Annotated in this window: 17 protein-coding genes, 1 other RNA gene and 2 pseudogenes; 10 read left to right on the top strand and 10 right to left on the bottom strand. The window is 47.0% G+C overall.

Features of this window, described 5'->3' with window-relative positions:
- Positions 1-10: 10 nt before the first annotated feature.
- The 4 genes from I2E77_RS03390 to smpB form a co-directional block, all read right to left on the bottom strand.
- Positions 11-556, bottom strand: a complete 546-nt coding sequence (locus I2E77_RS03390; protein WP_195450633.1) for a hypothetical protein — start codon at positions 554-556, stop codon at positions 11-13.
- Between the two features lie 4 nt (positions 557-560).
- Positions 561-1,058, bottom strand: coding sequence for a helix-turn-helix transcriptional regulator (locus I2E77_RS03385; RefSeq protein WP_195450632.1), 498 nt, complete (start codon positions 1,056-1,058; stop codon positions 561-563).
- 417 nt (positions 1,059-1,475) lie between these two features.
- Positions 1,476-1,824: a transfer-messenger RNA gene (gene ssrA, locus I2E77_RS03380) on the bottom strand.
- Positions 1,825-1,836: 12 nt separating this feature from the next.
- Positions 1,837-2,304, bottom strand: coding sequence for an SsrA-binding protein SmpB (smpB, locus tag I2E77_RS03375; protein WP_087232179.1), 468 nt, complete (start codon positions 2,302-2,304; stop codon positions 1,837-1,839).
- A 453-nt stretch (positions 2,305-2,757) separates the two neighbouring features.
- On the opposite strand from smpB, the gene I2E77_RS03370 reads away from it, so the two are divergent.
- The 7 genes from I2E77_RS03370 to I2E77_RS03340 all read left to right on the top strand — a co-directional run bounded on the left by I2E77_RS03370 (position 2,758) and on the right by I2E77_RS03340 (position 10,637).
- Positions 2,758-3,417, top strand: a complete 660-nt coding sequence (locus tag I2E77_RS03370; RefSeq protein WP_087232289.1) for a CatB-related O-acetyltransferase — start codon at positions 2,758-2,760, stop codon at positions 3,415-3,417.
- A gap of 469 nt (positions 3,418-3,886) precedes the next feature.
- The gene (locus tag I2E77_RS03365) at positions 3,887-5,662 is read left to right on the top strand and encodes an efflux RND transporter periplasmic adaptor subunit (RefSeq protein WP_087232176.1); all 1,776 of its coding nucleotides are present in this window, start codon (positions 3,887-3,889) and stop codon (positions 5,660-5,662) included.
- On the top strand, positions 5,655-6,383 hold the full coding sequence (locus tag I2E77_RS03360; RefSeq protein ID WP_087232173.1) for an ABC transporter ATP-binding protein: 729 nt from the start codon (positions 5,655-5,657) through the stop codon (positions 6,381-6,383). Before I2E77_RS03365 ends, I2E77_RS03360 begins: the two co-directional genes overlap by 8 nt.
- Complete coding sequence (locus I2E77_RS03355) at positions 6,370-7,623, top strand: ABC transporter permease (protein WP_087232170.1); 1,254 nt, start codon at positions 6,370-6,372, stop codon at positions 7,621-7,623. Before I2E77_RS03360 ends, I2E77_RS03355 begins: the two co-directional genes overlap by 14 nt.
- Before the next feature lie 244 nt (positions 7,624-7,867).
- Positions 7,868-8,536 (top strand): response regulator transcription factor, encoded by a 669-nt coding sequence (locus I2E77_RS03350; RefSeq protein ID WP_087232167.1) that lies wholly within the window; start codon positions 7,868-7,870, stop codon positions 8,534-8,536.
- Positions 8,517-10,058, top strand: a complete 1,542-nt coding sequence (locus I2E77_RS03345) for a sensor histidine kinase (RefSeq protein WP_237966859.1) — start codon at positions 8,517-8,519, stop codon at positions 10,056-10,058. Before I2E77_RS03350 ends, I2E77_RS03345 begins: the two co-directional genes overlap by 20 nt.
- Before the next feature lie 336 nt (positions 10,059-10,394).
- Positions 10,395-10,637, top strand: coding sequence for a hypothetical protein (locus I2E77_RS03340; RefSeq protein WP_087232162.1), 243 nt, complete (start codon positions 10,395-10,397; stop codon positions 10,635-10,637).
- A gap of 173 nt (positions 10,638-10,810) precedes the next feature.
- On the opposite strand, the gene I2E77_RS14065 is transcribed toward I2E77_RS03340, so the two are convergent.
- From I2E77_RS14065 to I2E77_RS03330, 3 genes are read right to left on the bottom strand one after another with little or no spacing between them, the layout of a single operon-like run.
- Positions 10,811-11,197, bottom strand: coding sequence for an MFS transporter (locus tag I2E77_RS14065; RefSeq protein WP_279323478.1), 387 nt, complete (start codon positions 11,195-11,197; stop codon positions 10,811-10,813).
- Positions 11,197-12,027, bottom strand: coding sequence for an MFS transporter (locus I2E77_RS14060; RefSeq protein ID WP_279323477.1), 831 nt, complete (start codon positions 12,025-12,027; stop codon positions 11,197-11,199). Before I2E77_RS14060 ends, I2E77_RS14065 begins: the two co-directional genes overlap by 1 nt.
- Entirely contained in the window at positions 12,017-12,841 is an 825-nt protein-coding gene (locus I2E77_RS03330) for a helix-turn-helix domain-containing protein (RefSeq protein ID WP_442858918.1), read from the bottom strand. The genes I2E77_RS14060 and I2E77_RS03330 overlap by 11 nt, the downstream gene beginning before the upstream one ends.
- A 461-nt stretch (positions 12,842-13,302) precedes the next feature.
- Between I2E77_RS03330 and I2E77_RS03325 the strand changes: the two genes are divergently transcribed.
- Entirely contained in the window at positions 13,303-14,193 is an 891-nt protein-coding gene (locus I2E77_RS03325) for a hypothetical protein (protein ID WP_195450631.1), read from the top strand.
- Positions 14,194-14,303: 110 nt separating this feature from the next.
- Here I2E77_RS03325 and I2E77_RS03320 read toward each other — a convergent pair whose 3' ends face one another.
- The gene (locus I2E77_RS03320; protein ID WP_195450630.1) at positions 14,304-15,095 is read right to left on the bottom strand and encodes a Cof-type HAD-IIB family hydrolase; all 792 of its coding nucleotides are present in this window, start codon (positions 15,093-15,095) and stop codon (positions 14,304-14,306) included.
- Positions 15,096-15,554: 459 nt separating this feature from the next.
- Complete coding sequence (locus I2E77_RS03315; protein ID WP_330608893.1) at positions 15,555-15,887, bottom strand: helix-turn-helix domain-containing protein; 333 nt, start codon at positions 15,885-15,887, stop codon at positions 15,555-15,557.
- A gap of 108 nt (positions 15,888-15,995) precedes the next feature.
- Here I2E77_RS03315 and I2E77_RS03310 point away from each other — a divergent pair.
- Positions 15,996-17,297: pseudogene (locus I2E77_RS03310) on the top strand (NPCBM/NEW2 domain-containing protein); the annotation flags it as partial.
- A gap of 216 nt (positions 17,298-17,513) precedes the next feature.
- Here the strand turns inward: I2E77_RS03310 and I2E77_RS03305 are convergent.
- Positions 17,514-18,040, bottom strand: a pseudogene (locus I2E77_RS03305) (transposase); the annotation flags it as partial.
- A gap of 260 nt (positions 18,041-18,300) precedes the next feature.
- Here I2E77_RS03305 and I2E77_RS03300 point away from each other — a divergent pair.
- On the top strand, positions 18,301-19,443 hold the full coding sequence (locus I2E77_RS03300; RefSeq protein WP_195450629.1) for a CFI-box-CTERM domain-containing protein: 1,143 nt from the start codon (positions 18,301-18,303) through the stop codon (positions 19,441-19,443).
- The last annotated feature ends 129 nt before the right edge of the window (positions 19,444-19,572 follow it).

The raw sequence follows: 19,572 nt of genomic DNA, 5'->3' as shown, positions 1-19,572 counted from the left end.
AAACCCTCCTTTAAGCCACCCCCAAGTCGTGACTCAAATCCTTCACAGCTTGCTGGAGTAGTATATTCAAACTCTGCAAATAATCCAGACGATCCTGTGTAGCATCTGCTTCATCTTTTAACGCCTTGATAATCGCTTCATGACGAGCAAGAACTTCTTTATAAAGGCGTTCCTTCTCCTGGCGTAACTGCTTGTTTTTAAGGTGGGAGGCAACTCCAACACCTCCTGCTGCTAACGCTGCGATAGGGGCGGCCAAAACAAATATACCAGCTACCATACCTCCGCCGACCACAGCACCAGCAGCTGCCAGTCCAGAGGTTATTCCTGCAGCGGATAAACCAACAACACCGAGACCATAAAGGGCAGCAAATGAGCCTACACCGCCAATTCCGGCGCCGAGGGCACCTGCGAGGACTTCGGGGATTGCACTTTCCTTGATTGTTCGTTTAGAATCGTTCACAGCTGCGGCAGTCTCATTTACAACATTTACGATCTGCTGAAGGGAGTCCACGCTCTGAAAGACCATATCCTTTTTCTTTTTTACATATCCGCCCATAAAATTACTCCTTGTCCCTTTTCGATTTCTTTTTTCTATCAGCGATTGATTTAGCAAGCCACACATTTACGGTGGCAATACCCGCGCCGATTCCGAGGGGCCCCATAAGAAATCCGGCACCAACCACAGCACCGGCTGCTTTCATCCACTCCTTAGACACATCCGCACGGGTAGTAGTGCCTGCAAGGATGGAAGGAGCCATCATATTTGCTTTCGCCAAAAGTTCATTCCTGTGGTCTTCACTGTAGTTTTCCGGGTGATCCACAAGCACGTCCAGAAGGACTTTCAGCATTTCAGTGTCTTCAGGTTTCTGAATCATTTCAGCATCAAGAACACTCCGCATGGCGATATATTGTGTTTTGGTCAGCTTATTGCGACCACTTTCGATGTTATTGATAGTCTGTCTGGTGACGCCGATTTTTTCACCAAACTCCTCGGCAGTCCATCCAACAGTGCGTCGAATTAAAAGCAAGTTTTCTTGCATACGAATAATTTCTTCCATATTTGCACCTCCCTTTGTTTGTATAAATTATAACCATTGACAATAAATTTGTCAATGGTTTCGGAAGGGGTTGAGATGAGGATTTGGGATTAACAGCCGCATAACGCTGCTATGGATAGGGCAAAAAATGCACCCTGTACGGGTGCAATGTGCAGCCACAGAATGAATTCTGTGTTCAGTGGGGTTTGGGGTATAGTCCCCAACAAGCAGAAAAGGTGAGTGTGTATTAACACTCACATTGCTTGCGGTGGTCTGTCTGTTATGATTAGGCACTAAATTCCAATCAGGCACAAGTATATAAAAAACGAGGGCCAAGGCACATAAGTACCTTGGCCCTCGTTTTCTGTTTTGACATCACAACCACACCCTGACGGCAAAGCCGCCTTTGAAAAAATAGGTGTTCGTGCAATGTCCATTTGGTGGAGCTGAGGAGAATCGAACTCCTGTCCGAAAATCACTTGCCCTGGCTTTCTACGAGTATAGCCGATGTTTTGACATTCCCTCTATAGGGCGCCCAAAGGCAGGCTTCCTACGTTAGTAGCCTTTGCGTCATGACGGAGGTAAAGGCGTTCCTTCGTTCACGTTCACCGCTCATCGACGCCTTTATCCGAGCCGCGGTACTCCCGGTAAAGACGGCAGCCTAATTAGGCTGCGTACGCAACAGTATTGTTGTCGTTTAATTTTAAAGTTTGCGGAGTTTTAAGCGTGTCCGCACCGCTACTCGCTTACCAGGGTTCACAACCTCCGTCGAAACCATTGCAGCCCCATATCTACTACTTTATGATCGGTTTTTTTCTTTGAGTGCGCGATCAATGTCACGCTTTGCTGCACGTGCTGCAAGATCTGCGCGTTTATCGTAGAGCTTCTTACCACGACAAAGCCCCACTTGTACTTTGACTAGGGAACCTTTTAAATAGACAGAGAGAGGAATGAGAGAATATCCGTCCTGCTTCACAAGGCCAAACAGCCGCATGATCTCCCGCTTGTGCATCAGAAGTCGGCGCACGCGCATCGGATCTTTGTTAAAAATATTGCCCTGCTCATAAGCACTGATATGCATTCCGTTGACTAGAAGCTCCCCATTAACAACGGAGCACCAAGCGTCTTTGAGATTGCACTGCCCTTTGCGCAGAGACTTTACCTCTGTGCCACACAACTCAATGCCCGCTTCTAAACTTTCTTCCACAAAGTAGTCGTGAAAGGCCTTTTTATTTTGTGCGATGGTTTTCAAAGAAGTATGCGGCATAAAAAAGCCCTCCTTTCCGCTGCCTCCGTGGTCTTATAGCATATCATATTTTTGTTTTGCTGTCAAACAAAAACCTCACTAGAGGCCAAAAGAAAAAGAGAACCCATAGGCAGAATTTCGGCTTTTCAAGCATTGAAATCCGGCGGGAGATCCCATAGAATATTATTTAGATCAGAGTTACCCGTGTTGAAGCTGAAGTGCTTCAGAGGCAATATATAGGAATTCATGCTGTAGTTCTTTGATGAGGCCGCTCCAGGAAGCCTCCTAAAGGACAGGGGAGTCTCTCAGACAGCGACCTAATCACATTAAAGAAAAGTTCAGCAAGACAGCCTTTGAACTCTAATAACATAAGGGGGAACGATTATGCGAGAAATTCGGAAAAAGAGGGCTGTAGCGACGGCATCTGCAAGGGGAAAGGAAGTGAAAATACAGCCATAAGGAGGATTTTTCGTGATACAAAGGATACCAGACCCTAATGTAGTATTTCCAAATTCCTATGGAACAACTTGTTTTTTAAAAAATGTGATTACCGCACCTAATATTTTGGTTGGGGATTACACTTACTATGATGATCCAGTAGATCCCACGGGATTCGAAAAAAATAACGTGCTGTTTAACTGGCCAGAATTTGGTGACCGATTGATTATTGGAAAGTTCTGTTCTATAGCAAGTGGAACGCAGTTCCTTATGAACACGGCCAACCACCGGATCAGCAGCGTCACAACGTATCCCTTCCATGTTTTTGGTGGAGCTTGGGAGGAGCATACACCGCCCCACCTGGAGCAACTGCCCTTTAAGGGGGACACAGTGGTAGGAAACGACGTATGGATTGGCCGGGAGAGTCTTATCATGCCCGGCGTCAAAATTGGAGATGGCGCAATCATCGCTGCGCGTTCGGTGGTGACGAAAGACGTTGGAGCTTATCATGTAGTCGGTGGAAATCCAGCAAAATTCCTCAAGAAACGGTTTTCCGAGGATCTCATCGATTTGCTTTTACAAGTAAAATGGTGGGATTTTGCACCGGAAAAGTTGGTAGGGATTCTTCCACTATTGTGCAGTTCCGATTTAGAACAAGTAAAAAAGCGATTGCAGGATATAGTAGCGACCCTTTAAATTGCTGTTAAACCTGCGACCTAAAAAATCCCCGCTCTTTTTGAGAGGGGATTTTTCATATCGGTACTAATTTAAGAGGTTTTATGGGAGTGTTCAATCGTTTCGTTATCGGCCGGCATTGAAATTGTAACAATTTTCTTTTTGCCTAATGGAAAATAAATGGAAGGATTCCCGTTGATTTTCCAAAAGGTTTTAGGTATTATATCTAATAAACGGCTTATATATTTTACGAAAAGGTGAAGAAACTTAAATAAATCTTAATTATATGATAGATGTATTGACTTTTTGAAAAACCGAGTGTACCATTGTATTAATTTATTGGTACAATATAACTGTATCAGCGGGATTTTCCAAAAGGCTTACTTTTTCTAGGAATAAACAGCCCGCTTTTACAGCATATTTTGGCGCTGTGAGATTTACTGGTTGGTGAACCTATGGCGCATGGAACATGTGATGGAGGCTGAATAGCGTGAAAAGAAAGAAAAAGGTTTTGATCATCATTGGCGTTTTGGCTGCTGTGGCTGTGGGCGTTATGGTCTTCCGTCCGCGTGATACGGGCACAGCTGCATTTCCAGTGGAGCTCTCACCGCTGCAAAAGACAACGCTGCGCAGCACAATCAGCACCAATGGCAATGTTGAAAGCACGGACTCTGTAAACGTTTATACCAACTTGACTTATCCGGTGAAGGAGATCTTAGTCGAGGTGGGGGACCATGTCAACGAAGGGGATGTCTTGTGCGTGTTGGATTCTGAGGACCTGCAGCAGCAAATTAAGCAGCAGCAGATTTCCATCTCAACAGCCAGTGCAAACAACCAACAGCAGATTGAAACAAACCAAAAACGATACGACGATGCGATGGAAACCTTAAATGCGGGGCTAAACACCGATTTGAACACCGCTCAGCAGAATGTAGACGATGCCAAGCGCAGAATGGACAATGCGCAGAAAGATCTAGATGACGCCAAGGCCAAGTTAGACAGCAATCTCAATACGGAGTTGATTTCTGCGCAATCTGCTTATGACACCGCTTCGACAGAACTCGGCCGAGCAGAAAAAGCTTTGAAAGACCGCCGCAATGAACTTGGCAGCTACTATACTGACTTGGAGAGGGACTATCGAGAAGCCTTGAAGAAATATGAACGCGCTGTCAAAAACGACGACGATGATGTGGAGGAGCTCAAAGCCGATGTGCTTGAATTAAAGCAATCCTTGGCGGAGGCTGAAGATGAGGCGGATGCGCTTTATATGAGCGGCACGCAGACACTTAGCATCGAACAGCTGCGTCGGAACGTCACCGATGCACAGCAGGCATACGATACAGCGAAGCAGAGTTTGGATGCCGCAAAAAAAGCGGTGAATGACCAGCTTGGTACATATGAAACAGAGTTCACAGCTGCAAAGGATGCCTATAACAACGCCTTAAAAGCGCAGAAGGCTACCCAGGCCGCTGTGACGCACGGCTTAGAGGACGATCTCCAAGCGATCGAGACCAGCAAGCTTTCTGCTGATGACCGCGCACAGCGCGAGGAGCTCAAAAATATGCAGGATCGTTTGAGCAAGTGTACAGTGACTGCGCCGGCCTCCGGTACCATTACTGCAGTTTATGCGACAGAGGGGGCGGCCCCGAACGGTGTCCTGTTCCAGATTGAAAATACCGACGCGCTTCAGGTCGATGTAAAGATCAAAGAGTATGATGTCAATTCCCTCAAGCCGAATATGGCGGCCATCATCAAGGCAGATGCCACCGGGGATGAAGAATATGATGGCTATTTGGAGAAGATTTCCCCTTCAGCGGTCCGTACACCGGAAACAGCGGAGGCCGCCAACACAGCAAATACCAAAGATGTGGAGTTCGATGCCACAGTGGTTGTATCCTCCAAAGAAACGAACCTGCGCATTGGTATGACAGCCCGCGCCGATATTATCACTGAGCAGAAGGACAATGTTTTCGCAGTTCCATATGATGCTATTTCTACAGCGGCGGATGGCAGCTCGGTTGTGTATACGGTCAAAGCGCAGGAGGATGGAAGTATGGTTGCGGAAGCAGTTCCAGTCACACTGGGGTTAGAGACCGACTATGAGGTGGAAATTTCCGGCACAGGCCTCGTTGAAGGGATGCAAATTATTTCGGACGGCAAGCAGATTCAGCCGGGAATGCCGGTATCCACCATGCCAGGAGCTGGCGTACTGCCGCAGGATGCGGCGGGTAGTACGGCTGGAGAGGAAGTTGTGGCGGATGAGTAAGACAGTTATCGAAATGCACGATATTGTAAAAACCTACTACATCGGGACGCCCAACGAACTGGAGGTCCTGCACGGAATCAGCCTGGAAATCCACGAGGGGGAATTTGTTTCCATTGTAGGTGCGTCTGGTTCTGGCAAATCCACACTGATGAATATCATCGGCGCTTTGGATCACCAGACTTCCGGTGAATATACGCTCGACGGCGTCCCCATGACGGAGATGAACAGTCGGAAGCTTTCCCAGATACGCAACCGCAAGATCGGTTTCGTATTCCAAACATTCAACCTTATTCCGCGTTCTACCGCCCAAGGCAATGTAGAACTGCCGATGTTGTACGCGGGGATTCCGAAACGAGAACGGAGCAAACGTGCGAAAGAACTTTTGGCGATGGTGGAAATGTCGGAGCGTGCCAAGCATATGCCCAACGAACTCTCTGGCGGCCAGAAGCAGCGTGTGGCGATTGCGCGCGCTATGGCCAACGACCCGGCGATCATCCTCGCTGACGAACCAACCGGCGCTCTGGACAGCAATACCGGCCGCCTGGTGATGGACATTTTTCATGAACTGCATAAGAAGCAAGGGAAGACCATCATCTTGATCACCCATAACAACGAACTTGCGGAGGAAACAGAGCGGATTATCACCATCCACGACGGCCGGATCGTTCAGGAACGCGACAAGCGCACCGGAAAGCAGGAGGTGCAGCATGAATCTGTTTGAAAATATTTCCCTCGCTGTCGCGGGCTTGATCTCCAATAAGATGCGCGCCTTGCTCACCATGCTGGGCATTATCATCGGTATTGGTTCGGTGATCGCGATTACGTCCGTAGGCGATGCTATGACCGGTGTGGTCAGTTCCTCTATGGAAAGCATGGGCGTAAACAACGTTGCAATCCAGGTTACTCCTCGCGACTACACCAGTTCCTATACTTATACGGAAGACGACCTCATCACGGACGAGATGATCGAGCAGTACCAGAACAAATATAGAAATGAAATTGTCGGCATTGGCTTGATGGAGAGTGCCGGAAGCGGCGTGATCACCAAATTCCATGAGGACAACAAGGTGAGCTTGGAAGGAGTTAACGAAGGGTTTGCGACGGGTGCGACCGGGACACAGGTGGATATGCTTCGCGGCCGCTTCATCAACGAATCCGACACGCAACGCGGAAAATATGTAGCTGTGATCGCGAAATCTTTGGCAGACACGCTCTTTCCTGGCAATCAAGAGATCCTAGGGCAGGAGATCAAGATCCAGATGGACAGTGGTGGACGTCAGACCTTCACGATCGTTGGAGTCTATGAGGATCAGGCGAACAGTTTCTTGATGGGTTCGGCGGGGATGAGCAGCACCATCTATATCCCAATTTCGACGGCCTACCGTGTGTTGGATTATACCCCCGACGGATACTATTACTTTTACATTGCTGTCCAGCCGGGCCTGGACTATCAGGCGTTTGCGGAAGAATCTGCGGGATTTTTCAACGACCGCTTCTATGTAAAAAATGAAACGATGCACTGCGAGGCGCAGAGTCTGGAATCTATGGTCAAACAGGTCAACGACATGTTAGGCACGATCTCCACTGCGATTGCTGTCATTGCTGGCATTTCGCTTCTAGTCGGCGGCATTGGCGTGATGAACATCATGTTGGTGTCTGTAACAGAACGTACCCGTGAAATCGGCATCCGCAAAGCGCTTGGCGCGCCAGATAGTGCGATACGGACGCAGTTCATCGTGGAATCCATGATCATCTGTGTCATCGGCGGTGCGTTGGGAATCCTGTTGGGCGCCTTGCTCGGCTATGCGGGCGGTGTCCTGTTGGGAATGCCTGCAGTGCCTTCTATCGTCTCCATTGTGATTGCGGTTGGGTTCTCCATGTTGATCGGTGTGTTCTTTGGTTATTACCCGGCGAATAAAGCGGCAAAACTCGATCCAATTGATGCCCTGCGGTATGAATAAAGCCCGTCTGTCTTTCAAGCACCCGGTGCTGTAAAGAGACAATGGCGATTGCCCCCGGATGTAAGCCAAAAGCTTCATCCGGGGGCATTTTATGTCCAGCGCAAAGGAGACCTTTTATAATTCCCTGGGCGGCCTGCCGGCCAATCGGTTTTTATGGCCTTTACGAGGGAAAATCTGGGATCGGTAAAAAATCCATACAAATTTCAAATTTCCATGTTATACTTCCAAACAGGAGTTGATGAAAATGAAACGAATTCTCGTGGTGGAGGACGATCCGGATATCCAGGAGATGCTCTGCGCGTACCTGCGCGATGCAGGATATGAAACCGGTACGGCAGGAGATGGGCTTGCCGCTCTGGATCGTTTTCACAGCGGTGTTTGGAACCTAATCCTCTTGGATATCATGCTTCCCAAGGTGGACGGGTACGGCGTCTGCGAGTTGATCCGCCGGGAATCCAGCGTGCCCGTCATCATGCTCACCGCCCTGGATGCGGAGGAAAACCAGCTCAAGGGCTTTGATCTGGATGTCGATGATTATGTGACAAAGCCATTTTCTATGCCGGTCCTGTTGCGGAAAATTGCCGCTGTACTTCGCCGCGCGGGAAATGGCGAAGTGGAAAATAGCCTGTTGCTTTATCAGGATCTGATTCTTGACCTGGATGCCTACCGGGTGACGGAGGGTGGCCAACCGGTCGACCTGACCAGCCGGGAATTTGAATTACTGCGGGAGCTTCTGCAAAATCAGGGGCGTGTCCTGACGCGGTCTGTCTTGTTGGGAAAACTCTGGAATTACGATTTTTTGGGTGATGAACGCATCGTAGACAGCCACATCAAAAACTTGCGTAAGAAGCTCAAAGGAGATTACATTGAGACGGTCCGGGGGGTGGGGTATCGTGTGGAAAAAGTGCATTAAGCGGGTTGGCGGCAGCTTGACGCTCCGCATCTTCCTAATCACCTTTTCGATTTTGGCGGCGGCTTGCGCATTGACCTATGGATTTGTTGCTTGGGCGACGCCGATTTCCTACAGCACCATTGTGAACAGCGACCTGGCAGAAAAGGCGACGGCGCTGACGCAAGCGTTGGAAAAAACCACGCTGGCTGAGTGCGGCCCTTTAGTAGACCGTTTTATCCTTGACACTGGCGTGAGTATCTTGGTAAGCGATGCAGAGGGAAATCCGGTTGAGCTACCAAACTCGATTGCGATTGCAACTGCTAGCGATTGCTTGGAAGAGGAGGACAACGTCGTGGTTTTCCAGGACGGTTCGGAAAGCGCGCCTGTGAAAGAGAGCAAGACAGACGCTGTGCGGACAGAGGCTGGAAGCCCTTCGGAGGACACATTCCAAGTCTCCGACGAGCTGGTGACCGTGACGAGCGACGCAGCCCAATATTCCTTTTCGTTTCAGGGAAGCGACATGCCCTATACGATGACAGTGCTCAGCAGTGTCACCGCTACCAACCAGACAGTCGAAGCATTGGGCCAGGTGCTACCTTTTTTATTGATTGTCGTCCTGGTGATCTCCCTATTAGGGGCGATTATCTATTCCCGTTATATCACCCGTCCAATCGTGCAGCTCAGCGGTATTTCGCAACGGATGGCAAATTTGGATTTCAGCTATAAATGTCAGGAAAAGCGCGGTGACGAAATCGGCGTATTGGGCCGAAACCTCAATGAACTCTCTGAGCGCCTTTCCACCTCTCTGAACGATTTGCGAGAGGCCAACTGTGCGCTGCGCCAGGACATCGACCGCGAACGGGAGCTGGAGAAGCAGCGGACAACCTTTTTCTCCGCCGCCTCTCACGAGCTAAAGACGCCAATTACCGTATTGAAGGGACAGCTTTCAGGGATGCTTGCCGGGGTGGATATCTACAAGGATCGAGAAAAATATCTCGCGCGTTCCCTTGCGGTCGCTAGCCGGATGGAAGCGCTGGTACAGGAAATTCTGATGGTTTCACGCATGGAGCGTGCAGACGTGCCGTTAAAGCGCGAATCCTTGGATCTCACTCGTTTGGTGGAACAGCAGGTGCAGCAAATGGAAGAGCTGGCCATGCTACGGGGACAGGCGTTATATGTCGAGGCTGTGTCAAATTTGATTGTCGAAGGCGATCGTGTGCTGTTGCAGCGCGCCGTAGGGAATCTGCTGTCTAATGCGTTACTTTATTCGCCAGAGGGGGAGACAGTACAGGTTTGCCTCTTTGAGCAAGAGGAAAAAATAATTCTCACCATCTCTAACAGCGGAGTCCAAATCCCGATAGAGGATCTCCCGCATCTCTTTGAAGCATTTTACCGTGTAGAGGCCTCCCGTAGCCGCGGAACCGGTGGCAGCGGCCTGGGTTTGTACATTGTCAAGATGGTTTTAGACCGGCACAGGGCGGCGTATCGGATGGAAAACGTCCCGGATGGGGTCCGCGCTACAGTAGTTTTCCCAAAGGCGTAACCAGCTGCCGAAAGGGCGAGCTATTTTGAGGGCGACCTACAGTCTCTTTCTGGCAGGCACGCGGCTGGCCCTATCCAAACGGAATGATGATAATATGGGAACATAACGGGTTTACTACAGCCGGAATTCCCTTTCCGGTTGGCAGTAAACCCGTTTCCTTGTGTCCTACGGACTCAACGAAGGTAGATACAGCTATATTTTTACGTTTCGTAAACAAATCTTCAGCATTTTCAAAATATTTGGATGATACAATGCAGGCATTCGCAAAAGAGCATAAAGCCACGGGCCCGAGGATGTTTTAAAAGCAGACGGTTGTGACATAAAGGAGGGAAAACCATGGCCAATTTTCTAAAGAGTGTATTTCAGGATAGGAGAGAATGCGCTAAGGTTCAACAAAATGAGGGCCAGCGCGTACTCCAAACGGCAAAAGTGGAAGCAAAAACCAAGAGCGGAGCCCCGGATTGCACGGCAGCACAGCAGGCGAAACACGGCGTACAAGCGGTAAGAATCAACGAACGGATTGCACAAGCTCAAAATCGCTTCCGAGTTGTACAAAGAAAAAATGAATCCCCAAATTAGTATGGAAAGGAACCTGATGTGGAACGAGATCTGCCAGGGCAATGATCCTGCAAAGGTGTTCCATCCTTTTAAAGGGAACTTTTGAATGCAAAGTATAGTCCTATGAAAAATAACAGCGGTTTGAGATCGGATCTCAAACCGCTGCGGAGCAATTACAGTTTGTGTAGGAGTAGCTATTTTTGAACCGTCCTGAGCTGCCGGGCTTGGGTGACGATACCGCCAAGGAGGATAAGCGCGATTCCAGTTCCAATGATAATCCATTGCAGTGGGACCATATCGGCCAATGGGCCGAAGATTGCCATACCAACCGGCAAGAATCCAGCGTACATTGTACTGAATAATCCAAAAACACGCCCTTGCATGGAAGGGATAGCTTTTTCCTGTAACATGGTGGTAATAGCTGTTTGTACGATTGTCAGCGCCACTCCGTAAAAAAGCATGAAGCACAAATAGAGGATAAAGTTTTTTGCAAAGCCCATGCTGGCTGCAAAGAATCCAAAAAGCAAAAGGCCCATCACCAAAGTCGTTTCTCCGCGCTGATAGCCGCCCCATATGCTCATTATAACCCCCCGGCCATCATGCCTGCAAAGCCGGCCAATTCCACTGCGGTGAGACACCAATAAGTATCTCCAAAAGTGCGCCGGACGAGAAGCCCTGCGAGATAACCAGCTGGGACACAAAAGAACGTGAACAGTCCATATACAATCAACAGTACTCCGATCGGTTTATCTGCGAAAACATATTTTACGCTGGTTTTTATGTCGGAACAAAGGGAATCCTTTTGAGCAATAGGGTTTTGCTTCGGGAGAACAAGGAAAGACAAAAGGCCTGTTCCAAGGAGTGCTGTTACAACATCAATCATCAGAGTCGCAGGTAGTGTGCTGATGGAAAAGACAGCCCCCGCAGCAGCTGGCGCAGCAAAATTGACAATGGACTGCATGGTTGCATAGATACCGTTATACCGCATGAGTTGGCCTTTTGGGACGAGTTGCGGGATCACAGCTTGCACTGCCGGGGTTTGAATTCCTGCACCGAGAGAACGAATGGCCGACATAACAAGCAGGCTGGACAATAGAGCCGTATTGGATGAAATGAGTGGAATTGCAAATATCATCAAAAGGGTAACAAAAGCAATCAAAGAATCTGCGCTGGCAATTAGTATTTTTCGATTATACCGGTCTGCCCATATGCCACCCAAAAATGAAATAAAAAATTGCGGCAAATAAGAGCAAATGGTAAAGGATGCCACCCATGCACCACTGGATGTTTGCATGGTTGCATACCATACGAGCGCCATCTGGACAAGCGTTGAGCCAAAAAGTGTGATGCATTGGCTGATTAGGAAGAGGATGGCGCGTTTTTTCCAGCTGATGCGTTGCCTATTTTTCATGGATGTGTCCCTCTTCCTTTTTAGGGGGAGTAAAGACAAAGCGCTGTGTCGGATATCCGAACTCAGTCAGCCGTTCTTTTTCTACAAAGCCAAGTTGTATCAATCTCTTGCGATGGCCTAAATCGGCTTTATCATTTACACGAAAGGTTGTTGTACTAATTTCTTGCCGGGGCAGATAGGTTTCTAATAAAGTGTTTAAAAATAGCTTTTGGATACCGCAACTGTGATACTGAGGGTGTATACCAAAGAATTCAATGCTGCCCGGGGCATAAGTAAACGCCATTGCAGCGATCAGAATGTTTCCATCTTTTAGCACAAGCGCGCGTTTTTCGAGTATACTTCCCTTGAGCTTTTTTAAATAAACGGTTTCATCCATCATTGGATATCCATCGATAGAGAGCCGCATTAAGTCCATCCAAGCAGGGATGTCCGCAAGTTCAGCTAGGCGGATGTTTTGCTTTGCGGGTTCTAGGATGGATATATTTCTGCACAAAGGAAATCGCAACTGCAAAGGATAAAAGTTTTGATTGTTCCGGTACGCCGCAGGAGGCAATTTATACATGGATTTAAAGGCTGCCGAGAACGACTGCTGACTCTCATATCCGCATTGAAAGGCAATCTCAAGGATTGGTTTATCAGAGAAGATCAATAATTTTGCCGCCTCGGTCAGTTGACGGCGTTGCACATAATCATGCACGGTCATTCCTACTGTTTCCGCAAAAAGGCGGTGCAAATGATACTTTGAATAGTGAATAGCCCCTGCAATCATTTCCAATTCGATTTTGCCATCAAGATGACTTTCGACATAGTCGATAACGGCATTGACACAGATAGTTTTGTTTTCCAGTTATATCTCCTCCTTTCTATGACACATCATAACAGAACCAGCGGAAAATATTTTCATCATTATTGCGGAGATTGTGGGCCATCCATAAATAGGTAAGGAGATTAGAAATAGGCGTTCTGAACCGATCGTTGGATGGATTGCAAAGGTAACCTTTGCGCATAAAATTTTAGATGTAAACAAAACTTTAACATCTCTTTGGTAGTATAATAAAAATTAGAGGGACGTTCTACTTGCGCTGATGAAAAGACATTCATGCGTCTTTTCTCATAAAACGGTAGCACAACCGATAGATGACTTGAAATGGCAAATCCGTCCCTCCCGGAATGGAAGGATTTGGCTTAGAAAATAGAGATATCAAAAGCGATATCACCATCGAAGAAAAAGAGGAGAGAGGCAATGTCTTTTAAGAGAAGAGCTGGAGGAAACCAATGGAACCGTTAAAAAAAGCCCTTCATAAACTCCTATTCCCAGGAAAGGCCGTTGTCCTTTTAAGTGTCCTTCTGTCGGCCTTTCTGCTGGCATATACTTTCTCATCCGATACGCAGCATGCCAGCCCAGTTGCATATATAGCCTATCTTGTTTCGGCCTACTCGTTAACGGTTGTATGTACGAATGGGTTCCTGCTCTTTCGGAAGGGTGCCGGTTTTGCCCGCCAGAATGTCTGGGTCAACCGTTATATCACAGATGTCCCGTTTCGTGTACACATTTCCCTCTATCTATCATTGGCAATCAATATCCTTTATGCTGTTATCAAATTTATTTCCGGCGTTCACTACCGCTCTCTTTGGCTGGTTTCTATCGCAGTTTACTATGGGTTATTGGCGCTGATGCGTTTCCTATTGCTGTGGCGCGAAAGCCCCCAGAGCATTGAGAAAAATAGAAGGTCTGCGCTTCGCCGGTATCGTTTCTGCGGGATCATATTGCTGCTGATGAATCAAGCGCTCGCCGTGATCGTCCTTTTGATCGTTCAGCAGAACCGCCGTTACGAATATCCAGGGACGTTGATCTATCTTATGGCGGCCTATGCGTTCTATTCCATTATCATTGCCACTAAGAACTTTATAAAGTACCGAAAGCATCATAGTCCCATTTTGGCTGCGGCAAAGGCAATCAACCTAGCGGCAGCCCTTGTATCGATTCTATCTTTGGAGACCGCCATGTTGGCACGGTTCGGCAGCCCTAAAGATGCTGCCTTCCAGCAACAGATGGTTGCAGCTACTAGTGGATTTATCTGCGTGGTGATCTTGGGTATGGCTGTTTCTATGATTGTGCGGTCGTCAAAAGAGATCAAAAACAGCCGGAGTTCTTATACCGTATGAGGGCAAAAGGAAGACCGTCCCTTGGAGATGTTCCAAGAGAACGGTCTTTTTCATAGCTCCTATTATAAGGATGGCGTGGGTTATCGATTGAAAAACGCAAGGGAAGACGGTTATAAGATGTGATGGTTCTTGCAATAGTAGTAAATTCCATCGTCCGCTACATTGCCGCACAAATCGTCTGCGGCAGCCTTCACATCGTCTGTCGCATTTCCCATTGCGACCCCGATGCCAACCGCTTGCAGCATTTCAATATCGTTGGTACCGTCCCCAAATGCAATCGCTTGCTCCTTTGTTAAATGGTAGTAGGCGAGCACTTTTTCAATACCCATCCCTTTTCCACCGTTTGCAGGGATGATGTCCACAGCGCGGGACCACCAGGCTGTGATCTTCGCACCCTTCACACCGTTTAAAACGCTGGCATACTCGTTTTCATAGCATCCCATCATAATTTGGTAAATCTCTTCTTTCGCTAGAGCTTCGAAATCCTCTGCGATTTCTACCTCTTGTTTGGAAAAAGCATAATACTCCACCAAATCCTGGTCCTTGCCGTTTGCTCCCAATCTGGTCGCGCTGGCAAGCGAAACCGGCCGGTGGATGCGCGTTGCATTTTCGATAATTGTCTGCACATCAGAAGTGGGGATCGGATTGCGGAAAATATCGGTATCCTTTGTATAACAATAGGAGGCGTTAAATGCCAGATATGCGTCGAAGTCCACACCTGGAAAGTGGGGGATTGTCATCGGTGCTCTCCCCGTTGCAATACAAATCCGCAGGCCTTTTTGCTTCAGTTGAATCAATGTGTCCAACATTCTGGGGGTTATCACTTTTTTATTCATATCAACCAAAGTGCCATCAATGTCAAAGAAAGCGATCTTGATTGCATCAAAATTTTGTTGATTCATAACGTGCCTCCAAAAGAAAACTCGTCAACAGGGAACACACTGTATGGCGTCTGAACGATGGGCAAATTGGATTCATCCGCATGGAAGACTCCGATCGCAACACCCAAACTAATTACGCATTATCGGCGTAGGTTTCCCTTTACAATAGAAAACGATGGAAACATACAAACAATATGAAAAAGAGCCTCCAACGCAACTTATGCGTCGAGGTCTAATTGGCAAATGACCCTAATTATGATACAAGTGAATCCCCTTTTGCGTTAGGGGAGTCACTTTGTGTCTAGGGGGTTCACTTATCATTGCATTTTACTATGTGTTAATTCCCTTTTGCGGATTTAGTGGACAGGTAATAATACAATAGTAGGGCGGTCAGCTGGGTCAACATTGAAACCGCCACCATCGCCGGGATACTGATGTTATACAGAACACCCATAAGCCAGCTACAAACGCCAGTTCTTTTTACTGACGTTTTTTCTTTTGCGCGTTTAAGCGCACAAATACCCGGCACTGTTCCAAGCAAATTTCCTGTTGTTCCCCAGTCATGGCGCGAAAGATCCGAATCAGCTCTTCTTCCCGCGCCCCGTTCCACTGCTTTGTCGGGTTGTCCAGTAAATAATCAGTGGAAACCTGAAAAAAACCAGCGATCGATTTTAATGTGTCGAAATCTGGTTCTCTCGTGTTTTGTATATAACTTCCCACTGTTGACGGTGCGATATTCAATTCCTTTGCCAATTGTTTTTGTGTCATCGTGTGTTCTTCCAGCAGAATACGCAATTTTTCACCGAAGCTCACAAGATCACCCCCTACAATTTTAAAGGAATTTATTCTTCTATGTCCGATTAGACGCGATAAGAGTTGACAAAACTCGTATTGTGTTATAAAATATAAAAAACTTTTTGTATGAGGAGCTCACATATAAAAGCATGTTGGGGAGGAACGCATATGATTTGTCCAAAATGTGGGAGCCAATTAGACGCAGATAATAAGTTTTGCGGAAAATGTGGCGCGACCATTCAAAAAGAACCTGTGTCATATCCATTGTCGGAAGGCATACCAAAGCAAGGCAGTCTTCTGAAGAAGCGGAAAATGATTATTCTGACCGCTGCAGCTCTACTTGTAATCATCGCAATTATTGTCATCGTAAGTGTTTACGTACAGCCCTCAGCCCAAATCAATCGGGCCATATCATCAGGGGATATTGCAAACGCATATGTACTTTACACAGCGAAATGCTCGGGGGAACCATTAGAAGATTCTACACTCGAAGCATTGGTTCAATACGCTGAAGATGTTGTAAGCCGTTATGAAAACGGAGAGATCCCTTATGGAGAGGCTGTCGAACAGTTAGATGCTTTAACGAGCTTTGCAATTCTCAGCCAGGAGCTATCTTCCCTACAGAGTTCACTTCTTCAAGAAATGTCTGAAAAAAATAGCGTTGCTGTCAATATCGCAGACGGGCACACGGCCAGTCAGAGTGGAGATTACTTAAATGCAATCCAGTGTTATCAGCGTGCATTAAATCTTGATGCAGAATCAGAGGAAGCACAGCAGGGCCTTTCCGAAGCAGTAGATCAATATAGAAATGAAGTGCTGGCTCAGGTCGAAGAATACTCTGCTTCTGGGGACTTTTCCGCTGCAGAATCTGCGCTTACAATCGCTTTGGACTATCTGCCAGAAGATGAGGTCTTAACAGAACAACTAAATGGTTTGGACGATCTTAAAATTCAAACTATTGTGCACGAAGCTTATGCGGCAGCTGATGGCGGGGATTGGGATGGTGCAATCGGTATACTTCAAGAAGCCCAAACTGTGTACACGTCTAGTCAGGAAATCAACGAAGCATATGAAGATATCCTGGAAGAAATGCCCATAACTCTAGAAAATATAACCATCGTTTCGTCCGATGAGATTGAAATATACAACGAGGTCGTAAAAGATCGTTGGGGAAATATCTACGATGACGGCGTCCGAATTGAGGGTTCAACAGATGGGTACATTCTAGTCGCTTTGAATCAGAACTTTACAAAGTTTACAGGTACAGCATTCGTTGTAGACTCAGCAAGTATAGGAAAGAATATGTGGTTCTCAGTTTATCTGGATGAGAAGCTTGTTTATTATACTGATGGAATCACAGAAGAAAGTCAGCCAATTTCCTTAGAAATTGATATCACAGGCGCCACGACCATGAGAATCTCTGTAGGTAACGAAGGCAGTTTCAGTAACGGTGGTCTTATTTTTGGAAATACACATTTTGAGAAAGTCCCTAAAAGCAAGGAAACAGACGAAAGCGGGCAAGCATCCTATTCTTCTTGTCGCCCCGCTGTGTGCCTGGGCAGGTACAGGCCGAGAGTTGCCGTTCGGAAAGCTGCCAACCACACGTATGCTGCGGCAGACCTCCTCGTTCAGCCGTTCTATCACATAATGGACGGTACACCGCTGGTACTTGACCTCAGGAAACACGTCTTCCACAGTCTCCAACATGCCAAGACGCCTGTCGCCAACAATGAGTTTTACACCATCCAGACCACGGCTGCGGAGCCATTGGAAGAAGCTGACCCAGTTGGTCTTGTCCTACTTCATGCCCTCAGCGGTGTCCAAAGCCTCACGGTATCCGCTATCACTGACTGCAATCGTCACCAGAATAGCCACATTTTCAAACTCTCCGCCCAAGTTGCGGCGCAGGTAGATCCCATCCACCTAGACACACGAATCGAGTCCGCCTTGTAGGGGCGGTTCCGCCAATCCTCTAGATTTGGCACCTTGAGGGTGACGTCCCTGGAAGTGGTGGTGAGGCTGCGGCTGTGGTGTCCGCTGCGGCAGCCCTAGCGCTGCTCATTGCGCATATACCGGGTTGTCTGGATCGGGTTTTGAGTCTCGGCCTCCAGCAGTTCGTTGAGGGTTTCCTCTACGCTTCCGCGCAGAAGTTCCTTGAGCCACCCCTTGATTACTTCCTCGTTTAGCTATACAATCTTCTCGGACATGGTTTGCTGTCTCCTTTCAGAATGGTGTGTTGCGACTTCATTTTACCAGAGATCTGCAAACCATGTCCCTTTTTGTTTTTGCGAAACTTATTCTACCTGACCCAAATTAGAATAGACAGCTTTAGTGCTTTATGATATTATAATGTATAAATTCTCACCTGGATGAGAGAAATAAAGATGTTAAATTCTAAAACAAGTACTGAGGAAAAAGGAGACTGAAAGCTTTGGTTTGCGATATTTGCGGCGGAATATTATCGATGGATGCAAGCGGTGAATTTGCGGTTTGCGAAAACTGTGGAATGCGGTATCCAAAAGAACGGCTTCAGGAAAAAGTCCAGAGAGCAAAAGACTCTGTCGAAATTGCCACAGGAAATGTAGAACTGGAAAGACTGTTGAAGAACGCAGAAACATTTATTTCTCTCGGAAAGTTTGGCGATGCGAAAAAACTCTATGATACAATTTCTAAAGAGTATCCAGGCGACATCAGAGGTTGGTGGGGCCATTTTACTGCATATATAAAAGCGATTGAACATACACATACATGGGATTTGAGGTCGATTTTTACAGAATTGGATTATGCATGGTCTGCCATTAAACTCTGCTCATCATTGGAAGACGAATATATAAATCTCGAAAAAGAATTAATGGAGCAGGCGGACAGCGGGCAAATCCATTTCATATGGTCTTACATACATTTTCTTTCGAAAACTCAGATTGAGGAAATGAAAACGTTCCTCATGAAACTCCCGACTCATGATATAATTCGATGCAGACTTCTGCTTGGAATTGAGGATGCCCAAAATCTGAGAGAGAACTTTAGATTATTGAACCCCTCTTCTTCCATTGATGCTCTAGAGAGAAGGAGGGACATATTTTACAGAAGTCTGAACATTATCGGTAAGTTGGGAAAGGAAAGAAAAGTCTATCCTTATGAAAAAAAAGATCTCCAGATGCTGTATGGTGCCTATTTTGCTGCTGGAAGGACAATAATTGCGGCTGATGAAGATACTGAAAATTCTTTTATTATGTCAAAATGCTGGAGTGAAGTGCGTTCTCATTTGCCGGAAATTGTTGCTAAATGTAAGAAAGAAATTCCCGACGGATGTTATATCGCCACTGCTGTGTACGGATCTTATGATTGTCCTGAAGTTTGGACACTTCGCCGTTTTCGAGACCGGACGCTGGCAACCACTTGGTATGGACGCACGTTTATTCGGGTCTATTACACTATTAGTCCCACTCTCGTAAAATGGTTTGGACATACTGCGTGGTTTAAAAGGATATGGAAAAGAACACTTGATTATATGGTGAACAGATTAAATACCAGAGGTGTTAAAAATACGCCATATCAAGATAGAAACTCATAATAAAAAACTACGGCAATCATACTTACACTTTCTATGGTCGGTTGCGGCAGAACTATGGATGATATTATTTAAAATGAGCCGGGCGTCGAAGGGACGTAAGGGGTCCATCCCAAATTCTGTGTAAACTCC

Origin of the sequence: Anaeromassilibacillus sp. 1001302B_160321_C8 (assembly GCF_015554745.1) — a bacterium.
Taxonomy (GTDB): Bacteria; Bacillota; Clostridia; order Oscillospirales; family Acutalibacteraceae; genus Anaeromassilibacillus; species Anaeromassilibacillus stercoravium.
Note: the sequence above shows the minus strand (reverse complement) of the source record. Positions and strands in the feature narration are given on the sequence as shown.